Origin of the sequence: Nostoc sp. DedQUE02 (assembly GCF_034531035.1) — a bacterium.
Classification (GTDB): domain Bacteria; phylum Cyanobacteriota; class Cyanobacteriia; order Cyanobacteriales; family Nostocaceae; genus Nostoc.
The window spans coordinates 33,485-54,568 of the sequence record NZ_JAVRBY020000035.1 but is presented as its reverse complement, the minus strand read 5'-3'; the positions used below and the strand labels follow the sequence as shown (position 1 = coordinate 54,568).

Annotated in this window: 18 protein-coding genes; 10 read left to right on the top strand and 8 right to left on the bottom strand. The window is 40.9% G+C overall.

All coding sequences use genetic code 11. The annotated features are described in order from the left end of the window. The first annotated feature begins 264 nt into the window (after positions 1 to 264). Positions 265 to 558: a hypothetical protein gene (locus RMX98_RS23120; RefSeq protein ID WP_322676228.1), complete on the top strand. Its 294-nt coding sequence runs from the start codon at positions 265 to 267 to the stop codon at positions 556 to 558. A gap of 498 nt (positions 559 to 1,056) precedes the next feature. On the opposite strand, the gene RMX98_RS23115 is transcribed toward RMX98_RS23120, so the two are convergent. The 3 genes from RMX98_RS23115 to RMX98_RS23105 all read right to left on the bottom strand — a co-directional run bounded on the left by RMX98_RS23115 (position 1,057) and on the right by RMX98_RS23105 (position 3,089). Next, positions 1,057 to 1,578: a hypothetical protein gene (locus RMX98_RS23115; RefSeq protein ID WP_322676227.1), complete on the bottom strand. Its 522-nt coding sequence runs from the start codon at positions 1,576 to 1,578 to the stop codon at positions 1,057 to 1,059. Positions 1,579 to 1,646: 68 nt separating this feature from the next. Beyond that, positions 1,647 to 2,084: a hypothetical protein gene (locus RMX98_RS23110; protein WP_322676226.1), complete on the bottom strand. Its 438-nt coding sequence runs from the start codon at positions 2,082 to 2,084 to the stop codon at positions 1,647 to 1,649. A gap of 135 nt (positions 2,085 to 2,219) precedes the next feature. Next, on the bottom strand, positions 2,220 to 3,089 hold the full coding sequence (locus RMX98_RS23105) for a DUF2382 domain-containing protein (RefSeq protein ID WP_322676225.1): 870 nt from the start codon (positions 3,087 to 3,089) through the stop codon (positions 2,220 to 2,222). 751 nt (positions 3,090 to 3,840) lie between these two features. Between RMX98_RS23105 and RMX98_RS23100 the strand changes: the two genes are divergently transcribed. The 4 genes from RMX98_RS23100 to RMX98_RS23085 all read left to right on the top strand — a co-directional run bounded on the left by RMX98_RS23100 (position 3,841) and on the right by RMX98_RS23085 (position 7,206). Beyond that, positions 3,841 to 4,296: a CAAD domain-containing protein gene (locus RMX98_RS23100; protein WP_322676224.1), complete on the top strand. Its 456-nt coding sequence runs from the start codon at positions 3,841 to 3,843 to the stop codon at positions 4,294 to 4,296. Positions 4,297 to 4,523: 227 nt separating this feature from the next. Then, positions 4,524 to 5,006 carry a hypothetical protein gene (locus RMX98_RS23095; RefSeq protein ID WP_322676223.1) on the top strand — a complete coding sequence of 161 codons (483 nt, stop codon included), beginning with the start codon at positions 4,524 to 4,526 and terminating at the stop codon, positions 5,004 to 5,006. 88 nt (positions 5,007 to 5,094) lie between these two features. Further along, a complete protein-coding gene (locus tag RMX98_RS23090) occupies positions 5,095 to 5,331 on the top strand; it encodes a hypothetical protein (protein WP_409881469.1) in 237 nt (78 codons plus the stop codon). Between the two features lie 387 nt (positions 5,332 to 5,718). Further along, a complete protein-coding gene (locus tag RMX98_RS23085; RefSeq protein WP_322676221.1) occupies positions 5,719 to 7,206 on the top strand; it encodes a helix-turn-helix transcriptional regulator in 1,488 nt (495 codons plus the stop codon). Positions 7,207 to 7,505: 299 nt separating this feature from the next. Here the strand turns inward: RMX98_RS23085 and RMX98_RS23080 are convergent, their stop codons facing one another. The 4 genes from RMX98_RS23080 to RMX98_RS23065 all read right to left on the bottom strand — a co-directional run bounded on the left by RMX98_RS23080 (position 7,506) and on the right by RMX98_RS23065 (position 11,135). Further along, positions 7,506 to 8,036, bottom strand: a complete 531-nt coding sequence (locus RMX98_RS23080; RefSeq protein WP_322676220.1) for a hypothetical protein — start codon at positions 8,034 to 8,036, stop codon at positions 7,506 to 7,508. 1,047 nt (positions 8,037 to 9,083) lie between these two features. Next, positions 9,084 to 9,818 (bottom strand): CatB-related O-acetyltransferase, encoded by a 735-nt coding sequence (locus tag RMX98_RS23075; protein WP_322676219.1) that lies wholly within the window; start codon positions 9,816 to 9,818, stop codon positions 9,084 to 9,086. Between the two features lie 7 nt (positions 9,819 to 9,825). Further along, on the bottom strand, positions 9,826 to 10,830 hold the full coding sequence (locus tag RMX98_RS23070) for an aldo/keto reductase (RefSeq protein WP_322676218.1): 1,005 nt from the start codon (positions 10,828 to 10,830) through the stop codon (positions 9,826 to 9,828). A 128-nt stretch (positions 10,831 to 10,958) separates the two neighbouring features. After that, positions 10,959 to 11,135: a hypothetical protein gene (locus tag RMX98_RS23065; RefSeq protein ID WP_322676217.1), complete on the bottom strand. Its 177-nt coding sequence runs from the start codon at positions 11,133 to 11,135 to the stop codon at positions 10,959 to 10,961. A gap of 668 nt (positions 11,136 to 11,803) precedes the next feature. Here RMX98_RS23065 and nifE point away from each other — a divergent pair. Further along, on the top strand, positions 11,804 to 13,216 hold the full coding sequence (nifE, locus tag RMX98_RS23060; protein ID WP_322676216.1) for a nitrogenase iron-molybdenum cofactor biosynthesis protein NifE: 1,413 nt from the start codon (positions 11,804 to 11,806) through the stop codon (positions 13,214 to 13,216). Between the two features lie 244 nt (positions 13,217 to 13,460). On the opposite strand, the gene RMX98_RS23055 is transcribed toward nifE, so the two are convergent. Next, positions 13,461 to 14,732 carry an MFS transporter gene (locus RMX98_RS23055; protein ID WP_322676215.1) on the bottom strand — a complete coding sequence of 424 codons (1,272 nt, stop codon included), beginning with the start codon at positions 14,730 to 14,732 and terminating at the stop codon, positions 13,461 to 13,463. A gap of 295 nt (positions 14,733 to 15,027) precedes the next feature. Here RMX98_RS23055 and RMX98_RS23050 point away from each other — a divergent pair, with 295 nt between their 5' ends. The 4 genes from RMX98_RS23050 (at position 15,028) to RMX98_RS23035 (ending at position 20,975) form a co-directional block, all read left to right on the top strand. Further along, positions 15,028 to 16,029, top strand: a complete 1,002-nt coding sequence (locus RMX98_RS23050; RefSeq protein ID WP_409881467.1) for a TauD/TfdA dioxygenase family protein — start codon at positions 15,028 to 15,030, stop codon at positions 16,027 to 16,029. 257 nt (positions 16,030 to 16,286) lie between these two features. Further along, positions 16,287 to 16,934, top strand: coding sequence for an HAD-IA family hydrolase (locus RMX98_RS23045; RefSeq protein WP_322676214.1), 648 nt, complete (start codon positions 16,287 to 16,289; stop codon positions 16,932 to 16,934). A gap of 728 nt (positions 16,935 to 17,662) precedes the next feature. Further along, positions 17,663 to 18,619, top strand: coding sequence for a formylglycine-generating enzyme family protein (locus RMX98_RS23040; protein WP_322676213.1), 957 nt, complete (start codon positions 17,663 to 17,665; stop codon positions 18,617 to 18,619). Continuing rightward, positions 18,609 to 20,975: an arylsulfatase gene (locus RMX98_RS23035; RefSeq protein ID WP_322676212.1), complete on the top strand. Its 2,367-nt coding sequence runs from the start codon at positions 18,609 to 18,611 to the stop codon at positions 20,973 to 20,975. Before RMX98_RS23040 ends, RMX98_RS23035 begins: the two co-directional genes overlap by 11 nt. Positions 20,976 to 21,084 lie beyond the last annotated feature (109 nt).

Below are 21,084 nucleotides of genomic sequence, written 5' to 3'. Positions count from 1 at the left end.
AAGCTTTAGTTTTTATAAGTTTTTATTTTGTAGAAATATTTTAAATCAAATTATGAATGCGAGTTTAAGTATAACGCTGTTCACTTCGATGCTGTTAATGGTAAACGGAAGAGAAGAATCACCTTCATCACAACCCTTCACCTCTTCATTAGTAGCTTGGTTCTCTCTCCAACCAGGTAAAGGGAGCTGCTTCTATTGGATGATTTGCGATCGCAAATCTAAACATTTTTCATTTTGAGCTACAGGCGTGGCAGAACAACTGCCTTGTCTATTTATATCTTGCACCTGCAAAGCTACACTTTCCCAGAAATTGAGCAGAAGAAATATATTGACGCTAGTAACTATCTTAAAGCGATTCTAGATTGGTCAAAGACGCGTAAAGTTAATGGCAAAGTTGTTTCTGATCTGCCAAAGCAAACCAAACAGCGATTATTAAGCCAAGGTGGAGATGAATACAATCACGCGAACGCTGCTAAAGTAACAGTTGAGAAATACTGGCAACATAAAGATAGAGAATACATAGAATATCAACAAAAGCTTACTGAGGCACAGGAGTAAAACATTATCTAGATTTTAAACCAAGCTCCTCTCTTTTTTTAATAAATAAAATCACCATTCAACAATACTTTGCTGCGTCTTCACGGTTCAATAATTCATCCCTGTTTTATGCAACGCCAAAAAAGAATAACGCTCTCCCAGTTCCTCTCTATGAAGCTCAAACCAAAAATCACAATTGCTGACCACTTTATGGGAATAAAAGACCCACGAATAGATCGCACGAAGTGGTAAGTGCTTGGGCAACTGTGAATAAACTAGTCTTAGAGGATGTTTGGAAAGTATTAAACAACTCAATTTATTCTGAGTCACAATCATCATATTTGCAGCCTACAGACAAAGGACTATTACTCTGTCAACCCAAAAATGCGCTTGTGATGGCTCTTGATTGGGGAAAGGGACTCATGGTAAGGGATTTAAAACCTTTCCCCCTTACCCCTTACCCTTTACCCCGCTTGCGTTCCCTTAGCAAACTACTATGTGTATCAAGCTTGGAAATGCCTACTTATGATGACCAAACCATTTAGAGGCGATCGCTCCTAAAGCTGCTCCTACCAGTGGATTACTGAGAAACTTCAGAATCGCTGGTTGTTCAGCCATTACTTCTTGGAAGATGTCAGGATGGCTATGATATGTGAAAGATGCCAGCTTGCTGAGGTCATCTGCACTTATGCGGTTAGGGTTGTGGGTAGAAAGTCCCAAATCTCGCTCCAGATGGCGCTCGTCTAGACCTCTTTGCTTTAAGTGCTTGAAAAATGCCCGTGCAACATCATCCCGTTCGTTAGGCTTAATCTGAGCGATCGCCTTCTGCAATTCTGGCTCCATCTGGCTGGGAGGAATGCTGTTATGGTTGAAAGATCGACCAAATAATTGACGACGTTCTTCGTGGGATGAGCGTTGAGCAAAATCATCAAAATTTTGGTATTCCTTGGTTGGATCAGATGAAACATCATCTAAAGACTCTGTATTACCATGAGCCAACTCGTTGAGAATTTCGCGTTTATACTTGTCACTGCTGCTCATTTTAAATGTCTCCTTTTTATACTTGCAATCAACTGAATTAACTCAGGTTTTCTCCAAAAAATGAGTCCCTATTTATACTCAACTTGCTGAGATTGCACATCATACTGAGCCGTCAAAATCAGTTTTTTGTCTGGTGCATACATCAAAACTTTTAAGTCTTGATTGGGGAAATTTTTGTGAAAACCTTGGAGTAAGGATTTTGCTAATGGTCGCACTTCCGTCGGACGAACTTGAGGCGCAATCACGACACCTAACTTATTGTTGTCACGTACATAAGCATCTTGGACAATTCCTTTGGCTGTGCTGACAACCCAGTTCCCAAAATCTTGGCCCTGTACACTGTTACCGCGTGACAACAAGGCATAGTCGGCACTATCACTGATTCCAGACGGTAATTGAGTTGGTTGTTTAGCTTGAACAGTACCACTACAGGCGGCAGTCGTTGTTAGTACTAATACCAAGACTAAAGCTGTTAAAACCCGACGAAACTTTTGAATTATTTTCAATTTAACCACCTCATCTAAACTAATGACTTTTCTGCAATATCAATCTACTGAAAGTATTTTGAGTATAAGTAGGTAAAAAACCCGCTCCTACTAGCTCACTAGCTCAAAAGTAATGACCTTCGTAGTTTAAGTAGGTTAACCTCGGCCAGTTTTATTCTCTATTCGAGTTCCATCAGTATTAACATCTAATTCTTCGCGTCGAATGGTTTCTTGAGCTTCAACAGTTTCTTTGTCTACAACTTTCTGCACTCTGACTTCTTCGCGCAAAAAAGCTTCCTTTTGGATGTCTGGAACTTCTTCATAGAGGTCTATATGCGCTACTTCACCCTCGAAAAAGTCAGTCGCTTCAGCAGACACAACTTTGCCTGTGTCTTGAGAAGTCACTCGCTCAATCACGACTCGCTCTTTTTCCACCGGAACAGCAACTTTTGCAGTTTCGGTTTCAACATGCTTACTAATCGATACTTCTCCGCTTTTTCGGCGCTGTTTATTAGCAACTAGCCTTTCTTGGTAAAGTTTGAAGGTTTGGTCTTCGTGAGCGCTGACATCATACAGATCCGCGTCGTGTGCGTAGGTGTAGCTATTAGGATCAAGATTCGGAGTAGTGCGGCCAGAGGTCGCTCCAAGCCTAGCTGAACTTTCTACAGATGGTGTGCGATATCCTCCACGCACCTGTTCTTCATAGTCGTAGTCAAGCGTTGTATGCTCTTGATATTCAGGTAAATTTTCCGCTTGCTCTCTTGTTAAACCAACGACATATACACGGTTTGCTGTAGAGTCAATACGCGATTTACCAACTGGTAGTAAGATTTTCTTGCCAAAAATCCAAAAGCCTATGTCAACAATTAAATAGCGGAATGCTCCTTGATCATCTACTACAGCATCATTTACTGTACCAATCTTCTCATCAGTTCCTTGAACATACACACCCATTCCTTTGATGTCGTTACCTTCAAGAGTATTAGGGTAGTCTGGATCGAATTCACTTATTTTTTGGAGTGGCATGATTTTATTCCTTAAAATCTTGCTGTGTCTTTTTATAAATTACACAATTTAGTTTATATACATCTTCTCTCCGAGGATTGAGTTAAATCATCTTGATATTTAATCAATCGAAGTAACTAAATATATTTTTATAACCCACAAGTATGATACAAAACAGGTTTTTGGTATTAATGTATTACTACTTATAAAATGCAGTATCACTAAATTTTTGTAAATAACGTGACTAGTTTCTAGCATTTATGTGACTAGTTTCTAGCAGAAAATGTCAAAATTAAAATTAGTTAAATCAATACACATTACAAATCTAGATACTTCGATATTTTTATTAAAACCTTACACTTAAATTAAATATTCTTACATTGTTAAAGGTTTATTTACTTAAGTTGTAATACTTGCTCTATCACACTTAGAGAAGACAAAATCTATGCCAAAAGATTGATGAGAAGGAAATCTAAAAATGTCTTAATATTATTAAACTACTAATAAATTTGCAAATACAGCAGATTGCAAGTAAATGAGGTACAAAATTCAGGACTGATTTTTCAGATATAAAGAGTGTTTACCTCTTACCTTCTACCTCCTGCCTCAAAACCCGTAAATTTGTACTTCATGCAAATGAAAATTGCTGTAGATATTTAGCTGTGTCGCTAAGGAGTAAGAAATATAGTTGCAAAGCAAGTGTTGTAAAAATTGATAATAACAGAGTGTAAACTTTAAAACTGCTCTTATTGCAGAAAATCAGGAGATAATTATGGCTACAGAATTACAGCAAGATCAGTATGTCGATACTGCCTCCCCAAACCAGATAGAAGCACTTAAAGGTTCAGAGTCTGGAAACCTGGCAATGTTGCCACCCGCCTCAGAAAATGAAGAACAATGGCAAAAAATTGGTAGACAGATTTCTATATTTTTGGCAAAAATACCTGAGTACATAGGTAGATTCTACCAAGAATACAAATTGCTGATTATCAGCTTTGCGTTGCTTGTGATAACAGTTACGGCACTAAGGATTTTCCTAGCGGTAATCAATGCAATAAATGATATTCCCCTAGTTTCTCCATTTCTTCAATTAATTGGGCTTGGTTACACAATTTGGTTTACTTCCCGCTATTTGCTCAAAGATTCGACTCGGCAAGAACTAGCAGAAGAAACTCGCTTGCTTAAAAAACAAATTCTAGGCAGAGAAGAATCAGAGACTTTAAGCTAACTAAACTATGGTGGCGGATACAGTGTATCTGAAACTTTGGTCAAGTAAAAAGCTGAGTTTTGCTTGACCATTGTATAAAACTGTAGATTCTTAGTGTTCTTCTCTAACCAGACGCTACGCGTTGGCGGAAGCCTCTCATGGCAGATAGATAAATTAAGCTTTTTAGCACTCTTTGCGTAAGTCCTATCTTATACCACATCAGCTAAATTAGCCGAAAAAGAAAATGTATGATCAAGACAAATAAATTAGCTTCGCTGACAACAACAGTATTTCTTTCAACATTGCTAACAGTCCCTCTGCTTAATAGCTGCGGCGGAAGTTCCCGAAATGCTACCCCACCCCCAATTGACGATACTGTTGGGAGAAATTTAAATAATCGCGCTCCCATAAATCAACCCCAAGCTAAGAGGGGATTAAGTACAGGGCAGAAAGTAGCAATCTTGGCTGGTGCTGCTGGACTTTACTACCTCTACAATCAGCGAAAGAATGCCCAAGGAAAGGGAGAGCAAGGGAAATACTACCTTTCTAAGAATGGGCGTGTTTACTATCGAGATGCTCAAAATCGCCCTGTCTGGGTAACACCGCCACAAGAAGGCATTCGTGTTCCAGAGGAGGAGGCACAACAATACCGGGACTTTCAAGGATATAATAACAGTCCTACAGGGCGAGACTTAAGGGGTTTGGGTGCAGGTACTGTTCCAACAAATTAATTTTTGTACAGATTATAAATAGATGGCGTTTAACCGTCATTCTATTTTTTAAGTTCACCAGCAACAACCAGATATACTCAGTCAAATTATGAGTGGTGCTGCGGGAAGCTTTACAGGAGGTCAAGGTGGTAACATAATGAGCAATCCATTAGCCAAGGGAGCGATGGCTGGTATCGCCGCCCTAGCAGTCTGCCAAGGAAACTTTGCATTGTGGTCAGCAGAGGAGCGGAGGGGCAGGGGGCAGAGGGGAAAGACTTACTGCAACGTTTCTCCCCTGCTCCCCTGCTTACCTCCACGTAGCAATTTTGGGTTGGTACACTACTAGCTGTCAAAAAGTTGATGCAAAGAGGCAACCAAGGAAATTACGGGCAGTATGGTAACGTCCGCCCAGCTAGCGAAGACCTCTACGGCGATCCGGCTGACCAACAGTACCGCTAGTAACCTGAAACAGCAAAGCTGCAATTCGTAATTACAATCAGTGAAAGCTTGAACTCATTACTGATAATTATAGTAAAGTAAAAAATTGATATTTTACTCGATCAATTTTTATTAGATTGGTATCACCTGGTGGAAAATCTCTTGCCTTGTTGGTGGTTGTTTAAAGCAACTAAAAGCGGCTGAGAGTTATATTCTAGCAAGGTCAAGTAGAAAAAAAGTCAGGCTTAATTTCATTATTGTAAATTACCTACGTCAGCAGCAGATTGGTAGAAAAATGAAACAGTTAGCAAAAACATTATATAGTAAACTTCTGCATCTATTTTATCAGGTAATGGAAATTACCATTTTCCGTAATCCAAATACAAACAAAACTAATGTTGCTCTTGATGACGAATCTCTGGAAAACTCAACTACCCAATCAAAAAAACAAATTCCTCTTCAAGACAGAGTTAATAAATCTGAGCAAAACTTAGAATTAAATTACCAGGATTCAGCAAAGCCTCGGCAATTTAAAAAAGCTTCTTTATTTCCTGATAGTAAGACTAATGTTGCTGCATTGTCGCTAGTTTTGTATGGAGTTGCTGAAGTCTTATCTCAAAAAATGAATCTGTCATGGAATCAAGTAAATAATACTTTTAGTTACAAAAAAGAAGCTGAAACTGGAAAAGGAAAAATCTTTTACTATGTAACAGATAATCCCGAAACTCCACAACCAGAAACACTGGCAGAAGAAGCCGCTTTAGTTGTTATAGATGAATTTGATCCAAGGGCGTGTGCTATTCACCTGATTTACTGTGCCTTAGTAGCTAGCTTAGATAAACCTTGGTCAGGTAATTTTGTAATTGATGACAAGCAACTACTTGAGTACACAGGGCTTGTGAAACGCAGGGACTTATGCAAACATGAAAAATTGACTATTTTGTACCACTTGTTACGACAACCTGCTCAAGTACTAGCTTGTATTGCATGGCCTAAACAGGAGAAAGTTGGAGCTTTTACTGTTGCTGATTTAAAGATTTGGGACATCAGCATAATACGGGATTTTGAAACAGATAAAGCTGGCAATAACAAGCTAGTGGGTTTAAAGGTAATAGGTCAAGCTGGAGTATGGACAAAATACTTCCTTAACAAATCTAAACACCACTACTACACTGGAATTATTACCAAGAAAACCGTACAGAAACTATTTAGTATTGGTAAACAAAATGCTGGCGCGGCTAGAATGCTAGTTTGGCTAACCTTCCAAATCAAACCGGAATTCCAGGATTGTATAATGGGCAAGAATCTGATGGAGATTGCTTACGGTGCAGACAAAGTATCAACAGCAGAGCAAGACAGACAGCTTAGACGGCAAATGGCTGATGATTTGGAAACTGACTTGAAAGTTGTCAAAGAAGCTGGATGGCAAGCAGAACTGGAAACAGGCCCACCTTGGTTAACAAGCAGCAAAACTGCTAAAAGACCTATAGGTTACTGGAATCAAATACTCAATTCTAGATGGCGTTTTCATTTACCAGCAGAAGTACAGGAACGCTTGACCGTGGACTCGAATCAGCTAAATGCAAACAATATCCAGCCTGTATCAGGTAATGTCATTAGAGAAGCGAGAAAAGCAAAAGGCTGGTCTAGAGCATTTTTCGCTACAACGATGGGGAAAAGCGTTTCTTGGGTTGATGCAGTCGAGACGGGTACACGTCAGGTTTCTCAAAAGGATTTGCCCAAGTTGCTCAATACACTGGAACTACACCTTAACAGGTATTGATTTCAACTAAACTTTTCTTAGTTTTCTGAGGTAATTTTTGCTACGTATTATTGCTCATTGCAACTTGCAAAGACAGGGCCAAGCTTTTACCTCCCATTCAGTAGCTAATCTTTCTGAGTGACTGATAACTGCACTACTACATTTATTTTTTCTGACAAGCCAAGCTTTAAATTTTTCTGCTTGTTCAACTAATTGTGCGTTATTTTATCTGAAACGTAAAAACCCTCTCAAAAAGTATTCTTTGTCTGACGTTTCATTGTTATTGATGATAGAGAAAGAACGACTTGCCAAATTGACTTTCAGTCTCTAGCATTTTGTTTTAGATACTGGCACACTCCCGCACTCATTGCTAGTAGGTTAGGTTGTATATTTTTTCCTAAAAAATCTTCAACTACATTAGCAATTGTACTTGTCAGAAAGAATGGTACTCCGTTGATTTGTTTTGGGTCGATCGCTAGTTCACCACGGCTTTCAATTATTGTCGTATTGCCATCTGACAGAAAGCGATTTTTGCCAGAACACTTGACTGCTTTTGTGAAAGCGTGAGTTTCAATACGCCATTCAACTGTAAACAGAGCCTGATTCCAAGTATTATATTCTGTCCAAGAGAGCATATCTTCACTGAGCAAAACTCTTGCTGCTGCTGGAATTTCGCTACCACCATGCCACTCATTAACAGTATAAATATTACTGCCTACTTCACTACGTGATTTAACTTTGATGTCGCGCACGTTTGGCATATAAGGAACTAGCTCAACTAGTTTGTCCCGATAGGTAGCATAAACCAGGGAACGGGGAAAAGGAATTTGGGTGTTAGCACAAATGAGCATTAATTAATACCATATCCAAACATAGACATAACAAAGAATTGCCGAGAATTTAGCGATGGCGCAACCACCCACCGGAGGCGATCGCAATATAACTATTTTTCACAGTAGCATTTTAAATCCAGTGAAAAGCTACTTTTTTCGCCGCATCAGGTGAGGTTACAAAGTGGCAGAATAAATCGGCGAAGTCTGCCGTGACATCGAAAAGCCTTGCTGTGTATAGATGTCACCAAAGGCAGTGAGGTTCGAGCAAACTCTGTCAGTAGACCGAAAAGTTCTGCGTTAGCAAAGCTCACCGTTCGCGTAGCGTCTCGTAGAGAAGGTATCGCTCAGTGATGGATACTTGCAAACCTGATTATTGTCTGAAAAACTGTACTTTTTGATACGGTTTTCGGAAAAATCGTTTAGAAATATTACATAAGCGAAACTAATAAATTGGAGAAAAAGATAAGGGTAGCTTCCGCACCAGAACAATCTTCTGGCGCTGTGTCTTAGAATTTTTGTAAAGTATTGAGGTGAAGAAGTAAAATTTTTGACTTCAAGGATTAATTCGTTTGGCTATGACTACAACTACCCCGGTTTTAACCGATAATCAAACGTTAAAAGAAGTGGTTAACTGTTTAGCAGAAAATGTTCCAATTAAAACTCAAGGTAATTGGTAACAAAAAAATATATTTAAAATTTTAATTCGAGTAGCTACTCAAAGAGACAGCATTGAAAACATTACTAAAGTTTTAAAAAATGTTCCGACCAGTAATGATATACGTTATCATTTAGAGAAATATTCAGACCTCAGTTCTCTAGAAGAAGATTTAAATAAAGCACTTCAAAGTCGCTTGCTATCTGGCATCAGACAAGGACAACAGAAAATTGCTATTGAGGGACTGACAAAGATCCAACTCAACAACTTAGAATTTTGAACAGGGTAAGGCAGGATAATGCAAGATTGATTGACACTCCCCTGGCTGAAAGTCTTTTAGGGAATGCGGTAGGCTCGCAGATATCTTCACGGAGGCAGAGCGATTTTGGATGGATGCCATCGACAAGTAATTAAACAGAAACATCCGCTCCATCGTGTTGTTCTGCTGGTGGCATCCCGATAAATTTCAATACATCTCCTTGTGGCTCTTTCCACTGGATCTCTGGTAGCCACTCATCCGGGTTTGTATATAGCAAATCTAAATTAGCCGCAATCTTCGCTGACTTCCAATCCCACCAAGATAGTTCTAGCAACCGTTCTACCGTTTCAGGTTTAAACCGATACCGAATTATCTTAGCTGGATTACCCACCACAATTGCATAGGCAGGAACATCGGAAGCAATAACAGCCTGTGCACCCACAACTGCACCGTTGCCAATTTTCACCCCTGATAAAATCGTTGCTCCATACCCAATCCAAACATCATGACCAATAATCGTTGCCCCCTTAGAAGCCGCATCGGTGTAACGTTCTTCTGGCACAGCTTCTGCGGATAACCACTTGAAAGGAAATGTCGTTACTCTTGTCATAATGTGGTTTCCTCCAGCAAAAATGATGATATCCTTAGCCAGAGAACAAAACTTTCCGATTTCAATCCGGTCGTCAGGGGTAAATATTGCTAAACTGATGTGCTGATCGAAGTAGGTGTAATCTCCAACGTTGATACGCGGGTCTTGAATGTGAGCATTTAGCCAAATCGGAGGAGGCGCGTATTCAAGCATAGTCATAAAAGGTAAAATCAAGGTTTTTAACCCGCGTAGGCGGGTTTTACCTGTGTAGCCGTGACTTCCAGTCGCCTGGTGCAAGATTACTCTATGGGCGATTTCCAGACGGGTACTGATGCCCTAGTATCGGATGGGGTGTGTAAGGTTCTTCTAAGAATTTGCGCTCTTCATCAGAAAGCTCTAAATCCACTGCCTCGACAGCCTCTTTAAGATGTTCTATCTTACTAGCGCCAATTATCGGAGATGTCACACCTGGTTGATGCAATAGCCAAGCTAGGGCAATTTGTGTGGGTTTCACACCCCGTTTTCCGGCTAATTCAACTACGCGATCGACTACTTTAAAATCTGAATCTTGATAGTAGAGATTGTGAGCAAATTCGTCAGTTTTTGCGCGCAGTGTTTGGCCATGGTCTGACTTACTGCGATTCCCTGCTAAAAAGCCCCGCGCCAAGGGACTCCAAGGAATAATACCAATTCCTTGATCTAGAGCTAAGGGTATCACTTCTCGTTCTTCTTCCCGATAGACTAGGTTGTAGTGATTTTGAATTGATACAAAACGAGTCCAGCCGTGAATGTCTGCTGTATAAAGGGCTTTAGCAAACTGCCATGCGTAAACACTAGAAATTCCTAAGTAACGGACTTTACCTGCTTTGACAATATCATGCAATGCTTCTAGGGTTTCTTCAATTGGTGTTTCATAGTCCCAACGGTGAATTTGGTACAAGTCTACATAATCAGTTTGTAGCCGCCGCAAAGAAGCATCAATGCTGTCAAAAATATGTTTGCGAGATAGTCCTCGATCATTAGGCCCATCGCCGACTTTGCCATGTACTTTAGTAGCAATCACAACTTGATCTCGTTTAGCAAAGTCTTTCAGCGCTCGTCCGACAATTTCTTCACTCTTCCCCAAGGAATAGACATCGGCGGTATCAAAGAAATTAATCCCCAATTCCAAAGCCAGTTTGATAAATGGACGACTTTCTTCTTCTTCTAATACCCATTCGCGCAATTTACGCGAGCCATAAGTCATTGTGCCTAGTGTAATCCGGGATACTTTGAGTCCAGTTTTGCCAAGATTTACATATTTTGTCATACGGTTTGCTCTACTTTTTGTTGGGATGCTTAATAAGGTTGTGATATTTATATAGCCTTTTGACAGTGATTTGCCTAGAGTATTGCAGAGCTATGAGCATTGCTTTGCAAAAGCCAGGATACAAAATACTATATATCAATCGATTTACCGGAGTTATTAGCTATAATATTAAGAATTGCATATAAATGAGAAATATGGAACAGGGAATCAGGAAATATTTGGCAGAGGGGGCTGTTGGGAGAATCTCTCGGATCTGCAAAGCGATCGCCACCGTGAATCCAACCAGGGCTGCGGCTAAAGCTCATAGTTCAAACAGTGTATAGTTTTCAAATTTCAAGAAAATTTTTAATATAGTTATACTTATCGATAGTTTTAGAGCCTTTTAAAATAGTTAAGGCTACAATTACCTGGATAGATTATTATTCTAGTTAAAAAAATACCTGAAATACTATTAGTAAAAACTAAATTTATTGCTTAAATAATAAAAAATAATATAAGGTACATAGAAAATATATGTATAAATCATCCTATTTTATTATCTAATAATTTATATTCTAAAAATCTCAAAACAATACTTGATTTCAGATATTATTAGCTATACTAATATTTAGATAAGCTAACACTAGCTAAAGAATTATAGTGTTTATCGTCTGAGTGAGTTACATCTCGTTGCGGTGAGGGGCTACAGGCGAAAATGTAACTCATGCGAGGGCTGCCATAACAAGCCTTTCTAAAAATACAGGATGCATCAGAGGAGTTGCTTGTTTTATCTGAAATGCTAGTGCATCAATTGCTGTTTTTTGTAATTTCTCAGAAATCAGTCTCAATCAACTTTGTCTACCAGCATCTATAAAGACGAGTGGAGACTAGGCGGCAAAATTGGTAAGTAAAAAAATAGGAGATAGAGAAAAAATAATACTCCTAACTCCTCATTATTGGCTGTTTTGTACTTATTTTTAGCACGAGGAAAAGCATGAAAAACACTCAAGTAAAAGTTAACGAACCTCTTAGCGAAACACCTTGCAAATCTAACCATAAACAGCTTAATGGTCAGAAAAAACTCACTTGCACAAAACCACCACAACCAGGTGCAACCCAAGGAAATTGCCCTTTTGATGGAGCGATGGTTTCTGTCGGAGCTATTACTGATGCTGTTCATTTAGTACATGGTGCTGTTTCTTGTACTCACAATCCTTGGGCAACTCATGGCAGCCTATCATCAGGCTCACAATTATACCAAACTGCTTTTACTACTGACTTTAGTGAAGGTAATATCGTTTTTGGTGGAGAAAAGAAACTGTACAAAGCGATTGTGGATGTTGCTCAACGCTATCATCCTGCCGCCATTTTTGTTTATGCTACTTGTCTGTCTGCTTTGATTGGTGATGATATTGATAGTGTTTGCCAACTTGCTACAAAACAAGTTAATGTCCCAGTTATCTATGTAAATGCGCCTGGATTTCTTGGTAGTAAAAATTTAGGGAATCGCATCGGTAATGAAACTTTATTGAATGCTGTCATTGGTACAGTCGAACCGGAATTTACTACACCATTCGATATTAATATTGTTGGTGACTATAATGTTGCAGGTGAAACGTGGAATATCTTACCATTATTCCAAAAAATGGGAATTCGCGTTCTTTCTAAAATTACAGGTGATGCTCGTTATCAAGAAGTTTGCTATGCTCATCGCGCCAAATTAAATGTAGTGCTTTGCTCAAATGTAGCTATACAAATGGCGCAAACTATGGCGGAACGCTATGGAATTCCTTATATTGAAGAATCCTTCTATGGTGCGACCAACTTAAACGATTGCTTGCGGAATATTGCGACCAAATTAAGTATATCCTTGGGAGATAGTGTTATTGCCTGGGAACTGCAAGAACGTACAGAAAAGTTAATTGCTCAAGAAAATGCTGCTCTAGATATTGCCTTAACTCCTTACCTTGCTGATTTAAAAGGTAAGCGGATTATTCTTTCTACTGGTGGTGTGAAAAGTTGGTCGCTGATTTTAGCAGCCCAAGATTTGGGAATGGAAGTTATTGCAGCTACAGATGGCAAAACAACAGAAGAGGAGAAAGCTAAAATTAAACAATATCTTGGTGCAGATGCAATGCTTTTGTCTGACACAACTCCCCAGGCATTATTAAAGGTATTGCACCAAACAAAAGCTGATGTGTTGATTACTGGGGCTGGCAATAAATATACAGCACTCAAAACGGGAATTCCTTTTTTAGACATTAACCATGAACGTCATCATGCTTATGCAGGTTATGCAGGTTTGGTGGTACTAGCACGAGAACTACATGAAGCCTTGTATAGTCCTATATGGAAGCAAATTAGCAAACCTGCTCCTTGGGATGCAAAAATCAGCTATCAGTTATAAGTCAATACGGTTTAGTTAAGGCTTAACTCTTTGTCAAATTCAATTTTTTAACAAACCGCAAAGGACGCAGAGAACGCAAAGGAGGAGGAGGAAGAAATACTTAACTGAACTGTATTGAGCTATAAGTGCAACTTTCTTCTGCCAAGTTGATGTAATTGATCGTCTTCCACTACACTTTTAAGGTGTGGCGGAAGATGCTTGTTTTCCAAATATCTGCTTTGTTGTACAAAAATAAGCGACTTGTTTAGCGAGCAATCCAACGGCTTACTGCTGGCAATTGTGCAGAGAACCAGAGCGCACCTAAAATAATCAAACTACCACAGACAATCAAGGCATTAGTCGCACCAAAATTATCTGCTAAAGTCCCAGCTAACAAATTTCCAAAGGGCATTGTACCCACCATTGCTAGGGCGTAAAAACTCATTACCCGTCCGCGCTTATCCTCGGTAACTAGGGTTTGAATAATCATATTACTACTAGTAATGTTGAGGATAGAAAAGCAGCCTACAAATACCAGAATGATTATAGATAGCCAAACTTGACGTGAGAGTGAAAAGAATATCAAACTCATCCCAATCAAAACTTGAGCGACTACAATCAAACGCTCTAAGCCTACAATCCCTCGTCTGACACTTAGATACAAACAAGCAAACAACGAGCCAATCGGTGCTGAAGTGCTGAGGTGAGCCATTGTAGTTGCGTTCCCATTGAGAATCTTTGCTGCAAAAACAGGCATCAGCGCGACATGAGACATCCCGACGAAACCATGTAACGCTAGCATTAATAAAATTACTCTAATCGGCTGGAATTTCGAGACATATTCAAAGCCTTCCCGCAATTTCTCCAAAGTATCGCTAATGCCCGTAAGGGCTTGCATCTGTCTGGCTTGCAGCCGCATCGCTAGCAAGGTAAATATGGCAGGGATATAGCTGAGGGTATCGTAAAGAAAACAATATTTTACCCCTAGTGTCGCAATCAAAATCCCGCCCATAGCAGGCCCGACTACGAGAGAGGAACTTAACATTACTGAATTCAAGGCGATCGCATTACTCCAATCGGCGCGATCGTCTACGGTTTCGGTGACGATTGTATGGCGCACGGGCATATCTAATCCCTTGAGCAAACCATTGAAAGCACTCAGTACCAAGAGGATAGGAAAGGTAATCCAATTGGTAAAGGTGAGAATCGTTAAAGCCAGGGAAACGCTAATTCCCAATATCTGCACCACCATTAACAAGTCACGACGACTCCAGCGATCGGACAATATGCCCGAAAAGGGAATCAGTAATAACGTAGGTAAAAATTGTACAAACCCTGCAACTCCCAACAACCAAGGCGATTGAGTCAAATCGTATACCAGCCAAGGAATAGTTAACTGCTGGGTCATAAATGTTCCAGACATTGATAGTAACTGTCCCCCAAAAAACAGGCGAAAATTACGCCAGCGTAAGGCGGGTAAGTAGTGGTAAGTAATATTACTGATGCTTTCCCCTAGTTGTCTATGCCAAATTTTCATGAGGAAAATTTTATTATGGTTTACTAATAATTAGATTAACTAAGAACTGTCAAATAATCGCGTAGTTTGCTGCCCAGGTATCGCTAATCTGTCTGAGCTAAGGCTTTTGCAAAGTGACATCGGATCGTTATAGAAGATGATTGGCCTGCAAAAACGTAGGAAGTTACTATTTAGCAACTGCATACTACTTTAATTGTATCGGAATAGTGTATTATAATTTCAGTTATGCTCCCAGTATGGGAATGTTGCTAGCAGATATTGGGTATCGGCAAAATTCCCAAGGAAATAGGCGAGTATGAACACCTCCCGACAGATAAAACTCTGGAGAATCCTAATGGGCTACAAACATATAGAAGTTAAACAGGTAGCTGGTTTCATCGGTGCAGAAATCGGCGGCGTAGACCTTTCCCGCTCTCTTTCTGAGGATCAAGTCCAAGAAATTCGCAAAGCACTATTAAAGTGGAAAGTCTTGTTCTTTCGTGGTCAGAACATCGATCATGCTGCCCAGGTCGAGTTCACATCTCGTTTTGGCGAAGTGACTTTCGCCCATCCCTTGGGAGAGCCTGAACCAGTTCCGGGATTTCCTCAGATCAAACCCGTAGACCGTAAGCTCTATGAAAAGCAGTATGGTTTTCGCACTGGCGGCCCTTGGCACACAGATGTAACGGCGGCGATCAACCCACCAGCAGCGTCAATTTTACGCGCAGTTAATGTCCCTAGTTTCGGTGGTGACACCCAGTGGAGTAATCTTGTGGCAGCTTATGAGGGACTCTCAGCACCCCTGCGATCGCTAGCTGATACATTAAAAGCGGAACATCGCTTCAATGGGGGCGGTTATCAACCCCGCAACAATAAATTCGACCAGCGCATTGCTGTCAATCCCCTAGTTTCTATTCACCCAGTCGTCAGAGTTCATCCTGAGACTGGTGAGCGTGCCTTGTTCGTCAACCCTGGCTTTGTCTCTCGCATTGTTGATGTGTCACCAGAAGAGAGCAGACTGTTGCTAGAGTTGTTCTTCAACCAAGTCACCAAACCTGCATATACCACCCGCTTCCGTTGGAACAACGGTGATATCGCCTTCTGGGACAACCGCGCCACCGTGCATTTGGCTCCTCAAGATTTGGATCATTTGGATGTCGAACGTCTCCTTTATCGCACCACCATCACAGGCGATGTTCCAGTAGGAGTTGATGGTTCACGTTCAGAAGTGGTTCAAGGTGAAGCTTTCAGCGCTGAAGTACCAAGCGTGTTCAAGCAGAAAGCTGAGTTTAAGGAAGCACAACCAGTTCTTTTGTAAAGCTGAGTTATAAGTCATGAGTGCTGAGTAAATTAAAAAGTACTCAGTACTTATGAATGCAGACATAAACCCTTGTAGAGCAACAAGGGTAAATTTTGCATGACCAGTTGATCGTATAGCCCTAAATCTAAGGGGCGTTGCTGATTGCGGTATGAAAAATAATTTTGCGTTATTTCAAAATCCTTGTAGAGACGTTGCATTGCAACGTCTCTACATCCAAATTCATTCCTCATATTAACTGACGATCAGTTGTGAACATGAAGCATATTTGTGTGATTTTTGATTTGGACGGAACGTTAGTTGATAGTGAGCGGCTTTGTAACCAAGCATTTATCGATTTGCTACCTTTTATCAACGACTCCGTTGAAAGTCTGATTCGTCGATATCGTGGCAGAAAGCTAGCTTTAATCTTAGCGGATATAGAAATGAAGTATGGCGAAAAGCTGCCCAGAGATTTTGAGGCAACATATCGTCACCGAGTAGATGAATTATTTGAATTTTACTTGCAACCAATCACAGGCGTTCCAGAGATGCTAAAAACTCTCGAATATCCTGTTTGTGTTGCCTCAAGTGCGCCAATAGCAAAAATTCGCAAGGCTTTAAATGTAACTGCTCTGTCGCATTACTTTGGCGATCGCTTGTTTAGTTCTTATGATATTGGCTCGTGGAAACCCGATCCCGGTTTATTTTTATACGCAGCAAATAGAATGGGATTCTCGCCTGAATATTGTGTTGTTATTGAAGATAGCGATGTGGGAATTGAAGCTGCACATTCAGCAGGAATTTATGCTTTGAAATATTCTAGAGAGGAGGAAGTAGAAAAACAAAATAATGTCTTTTCTAATATGAAATATCTTAGAAAACTGCTCGATAAAATTTCCTTTATGAAATGCGATCGCTCATAATTCAATACAATTTATTGAGAATTCATTGTAGTAGCGCGTCAACTTTAAAAGGTTGGGTTAAAAAAATATAAAAAATCCCTAAACAATAAAAAACCCCGATCCGTGGGTGGAGTTTTTATCAGGGTCAGTAGTCAGTAGTCAAGCCAAATTCAGTTGTCTTTAGATTTTTGTACGAATCAGATATCAATTCTCAGGCTATATCACAATACGCTTGGATTAAGCATCTATTTCTTCTCTATGCGTCGCGCTAGTTGCTTCTTTCAAGGGGAGACGCTGGGCGTAGCAAGATCCCCGAAGGAGTACAAGTTGGGGAACCGCAAGGACGCACTGGCTTCTCTGCGCTTTGGCAGTTCGTTAAAAAATTGACTTTGTTAACAGAGTTTTAGCCTTAACTGAACTGTATTGGACTATATCATGTCAGCCAAAAAAGTTCTTGACTTATTTTTGCTTAAGAGGTAAGTTATCAATATCGTAATTAAGTACGGTAAATCTATCAGTATAAAGTATAATACTAATTTCAAACAAACTAAAGTTTTTTAAATTAGCTCACATTGATGGTGATTTTTGATAAAAAATTGCTAGATTTTCGCCTATTAATTACGTCATAGCTTTACACAGTAAATGTTTTAGAAATATTTAGCCTGAATTTTAATTTATTTTTGTTAGCAGTCAACACCACTGTGTTAAAGAAAAGTTTTTTAGCATTGTTATTAATTACAGGGGTAGCGATGGCACTGATCATTCCTCCTGCTTTTGCCGCTACCGTAAATTCCTGTCCCTCAGAAATGGTAATGATTCCCGATGGGACATTCACAATGGGATCGAATAATTCTGGTTTGATAGAAGAACTATCAGCTCAAGAGGTAAGAGTTAGTTCCTTTTGTATCGATAAATATGAAGTGACAAATGCACAGTTTGCAGCGTTTGTCAAAGCAACAGGTTATGTCACAGTTGCAGAGCGCCCTTTATCAAAAGAACAGTTTCCCGACTTGCCAGATGAGCAGAGATTACCTGGTTCTTTGGTGTTTGAAATCGCACAACCAGGAGCAAAGCTGCTGAGTTGGTGGCATTGGCAGACTGGGGCGAATTGGCGACATCCATTTGGAAAAGAAAGTGCAATCGTACATCAAGATAATTATCCAGTCGTTCATATTGCCTACGAAGATGCTGTAGCTTACGCTCAATGGGCAGGAAAATCCTTACCCACCGAAACTCAGTGGGAATATGCCGCCCGTGGTGGGTTAGATGCTGCAACTTACGCCTGGGGCAACCAGTACTCTGAGAAAAAAGCTAACACCTGGCAAGGAATTTTTCCCTTTTTCAACACCAAAAGTGATGGTTACGCAGGTATTGCCCCAGTTGGTTCCTTTCCGCCAAATGGTTATGGTCTGTATGACATCACAGGTAACGTCTGGGAATTGACCTCCGATTGGTTTCGTCCAGGACACAACCAAAAAAACCACAGTGTCAACCCAAAAGGCCCAGAACAAAGTTTTGACCCCAACAAACCCACCGAAAACGCCCTACACGTAATCAAAGGTGGCTCTTATTTGTGTGCGATCAACTATTGCAGCCGCTTCCGCCCAGCAGCGCGAGAATCTCAAGCCCCCGACACGGGAACTACCCATATCGGATTTCGCTTAGTGAAAAACCTGACTATAGAAAGGATGAAGAATGAAGTTTGAATCCAAGCACTGGAATTTGTTTCCAGAAATTGCAAAGGCGATCGCTTTATCTTTGCTGATCGCTTTGTTGATGGTCAATGGCCCTGCCCTAGCAGCTACATCCCAAGTTTTACCTGTTCCTCAGCCAGAGTTCAAAGGTAAAATCGGCCTCACCTACAAAGAATCACAACCAGACTTTCCCCAACCCATAACCGCCCCAGCCAAAGCACCCAATGTCTTGCTAGCGATCCTAGATGATGTGGGCTTTGGACAAGCGAGTACTTTTGGCGGCCCGGTGGACACTCCGAATTTGACGCGCCTAGCCGAAAGAGGATTACGCTACAACCAATTCCACACCACAGCCCTGTGTTCGCCTACTAGGGCAGCTTTGTTAACTGGACGCAATCACCATTCAGTGAATACAGGGGTTGTTGAGGAATTAGCTACAGGTTATCCTGGCTACACAACAATTTTGCCTAAGAGTGCCGCCACCGTTGCTGAAATACTACGACAAAATGGCTATAACACAGCAGCTTTTGGTAAATGGCACAACACCCCAGACTTTGAAACTAGTGCTGCTGGGCCTTTCGATCGCTGGCCTACAGGGTTGGGATTTGAATACTTTTACGGCTTTCTTGGTGGTGATACTAATCAGTGGAGTCCTGCCTTAGTAGAAAATACTAGGCGAGTAGAGAAACCAACCAACAAGCCAGATTATCACCTGACTCCTGATTTAGTAGACCATGCGATCGCCTGGATTCGCAACCAACAATCTATTGCACCAGAAAAACCCTTTTTCGCCTATCTTGCTACCGGAGCCACCCATGCACCCCACCACGCCCCCAAAGCTTGGATTGATAAATACAAAGGCAAATTTGACCAAGGCTGGGATAAATTACGCGAAGAAATCTTTGCCCGTCAAAAACAACTGGGTGTAATTCCTGTCAATGCCCAACTCACTCCTCGCCCCCAAGAACTACCAGCGTGGGATTCCCTCACAGCAGAACAGCAAAAACTCTATGCCCACATGGCCGAAGTATTTGCTGGATTTTTAGGTCATACAGATTATGAAGTAGGCAGGCTAATTGATGCCGTTGATCAACTTGGTGAACTGGATAACACCCTAGTCATTTACATTGTTGGAGACAACGGTGCTAGTGCAGAAGGCGGTTTAACAGGTAGCGTCAACGAACTCCAAGTCTTCAACGGTGTACCCGAAAATCTGCAACAACTGCTAGCTGCTTATGATGACTTGGGTAGTCCCAAAACATTTAACCATTTTCCGGCGGCTTGGGCTTGGGCAGTCAGCACTCCCTTTCAATGGACAAAGCAAATCGCCTCTCACTTTGGCGGAACTCGTAACCCCTTAGTGATTTCCTTGGGCGCAAATATTAAAGACCAAGGTGGCATTCGTAGCCAATTCCATCATGTAATTGATATTGCACCCACCATTTTAGAAGTAGCGGGAATTGCTGCTCCTAAAGAAGTGAATGGTGTTAAGCAACAACCAATCGAAGGTACTAGCCTGGTTTATACCTTCGATCGCCCTGATGCTCCCTCCCATCGTCAAACTCAGTATTTCGAGATGTTGGGCAACCGAGCCATTTACGATGAAGGTTGGGTAGCGGCAGCGCGTCACGGTCGCTTACCTTGGGAACGAACTGTCAAAGGGAACTTTGATACAGATGAGTGGGAACTGTACAACATTACAGAAGATTTCAGCGAAGCAAACAACCTAGCAAAGGAAAACCCAGACAAGCTAGAAAAACTGCAAAAGTTGTTTTTAAAGGAAGCCAGCAAACACCAAGTATTACCACTAGACGATCGCATCGCTGAAAGATTTGATGTTAAAATTCGCCCCAGCCTCACCAGAGGACGCACAACTTTCACTTACTATCCAGGTACATTCGGCATCCCAGAAGGTAGCGCCCCAAACCTGAAAAATAGATCCTTCAACATCACAGCTAATGTAGAAATTCCTGAAAGTGGAGCAGAGGGTATCCTTTTGACCCAAGGCGGACGCTTTGCTGGTTGGAGTTTTTTCCTTGAGGATGGCAAGCCTACCTATGCCTACAACTACGCCAACACTGCGCGCTACATCATCCAATCAAGAGAAAAGTTGCCCCCCGGTAAATCTACACTTCGTTTCAACTTTGATTATGACGGCGGCGCTGTAGGTGCAGGCGGAATCGGTAAATTATTCATCAATGACCAACAGGTAGCCGAAGGACGTGTGGAAAAAACCATCGCTTACCGTTTAGCCCTAGATGAAACCTTTGATGTTGGCAGAGATACAGGTACTCCCGTTGTTGATACTTATCAAGTACCGTTTGCCTTTACTGGTAACTTACAGCAAGTCAGCCTGGAGTTGAAGTAATAGGGAATAGGGAATAGGGAATAGGGAATAGGGAATAGGCTTCAGTACAACTCGAATCTTTGGATTAATTTACTGTCCCCTGTTCTCTATCCCAACTAGATATTTTATT

Excerpts from the sequence above, each read along its gene's own strand:
- RMX98_RS23045 (WP_322676214.1), top strand. The coding sequence starts at position 16,287 with ATGAAGCATATTTGTGTGATTTTTGATTTGGACGGAACGTTAGTTGAT.
- RMX98_RS23115 (WP_322676227.1), bottom strand. The coding sequence starts at position 1,578 with ATGAGCAGCAGTGACAAGTATAAACGCGAAATTCTCAACGAGTTGGCT.
- RMX98_RS23050 (WP_409881467.1), top strand. The coding sequence starts at position 15,028 with ATGAACACCTCCCGACAGATAAAACTCTGGAGAATCCTAATGGGCTAC.
- RMX98_RS23100 (WP_322676224.1), top strand. The coding sequence starts at position 3,841 with ATGGCTACAGAATTACAGCAAGATCAGTATGTCGATACTGCCTCCCCA.
- nifE (WP_322676216.1), top strand. The coding sequence starts at position 11,804 with ATGAAAAACACTCAAGTAAAAGTTAACGAACCTCTTAGCGAAACACCT.
- RMX98_RS23085 (WP_322676221.1), top strand. The coding sequence starts at position 5,719 with ATGAAACAGTTAGCAAAAACATTATATAGTAAACTTCTGCATCTATTT.
- RMX98_RS23040 (WP_322676213.1), top strand. The coding sequence starts at position 17,663 with ATGGCACTGATCATTCCTCCTGCTTTTGCCGCTACCGTAAATTCCTGT.
- RMX98_RS23105 (WP_322676225.1), bottom strand. The coding sequence starts at position 3,089 with ATGCCACTCCAAAAAATAAGTGAATTCGATCCAGACTACCCTAATACT.
- RMX98_RS23095 (WP_322676223.1), top strand. The coding sequence starts at position 4,524 with ATGATCAAGACAAATAAATTAGCTTCGCTGACAACAACAGTATTTCTT.
- RMX98_RS23090 (WP_409881469.1), top strand. The coding sequence starts at position 5,095 with ATGAGTGGTGCTGCGGGAAGCTTTACAGGAGGTCAAGGTGGTAACATA.
- RMX98_RS23080 (WP_322676220.1), bottom strand. The coding sequence starts at position 8,036 with ATGCTCATTTGTGCTAACACCCAAATTCCTTTTCCCCGTTCCCTGGTT.
- RMX98_RS23065 (WP_322676217.1), bottom strand. The coding sequence starts at position 11,135 with ATGAGCTTTAGCCGCAGCCCTGGTTGGATTCACGGTGGCGATCGCTTT.
- RMX98_RS23035 (WP_322676212.1), top strand. The coding sequence starts at position 18,609 with ATGAAGTTTGAATCCAAGCACTGGAATTTGTTTCCAGAAATTGCAAAG.
- RMX98_RS23070 (WP_322676218.1), bottom strand. The coding sequence starts at position 10,830 with ATGACAAAATATGTAAATCTTGGCAAAACTGGACTCAAAGTATCCCGG.
- RMX98_RS23055 (WP_322676215.1), bottom strand. The coding sequence starts at position 14,732 with ATGAAAATTTGGCATAGACAACTAGGGGAAAGCATCAGTAATATTACT.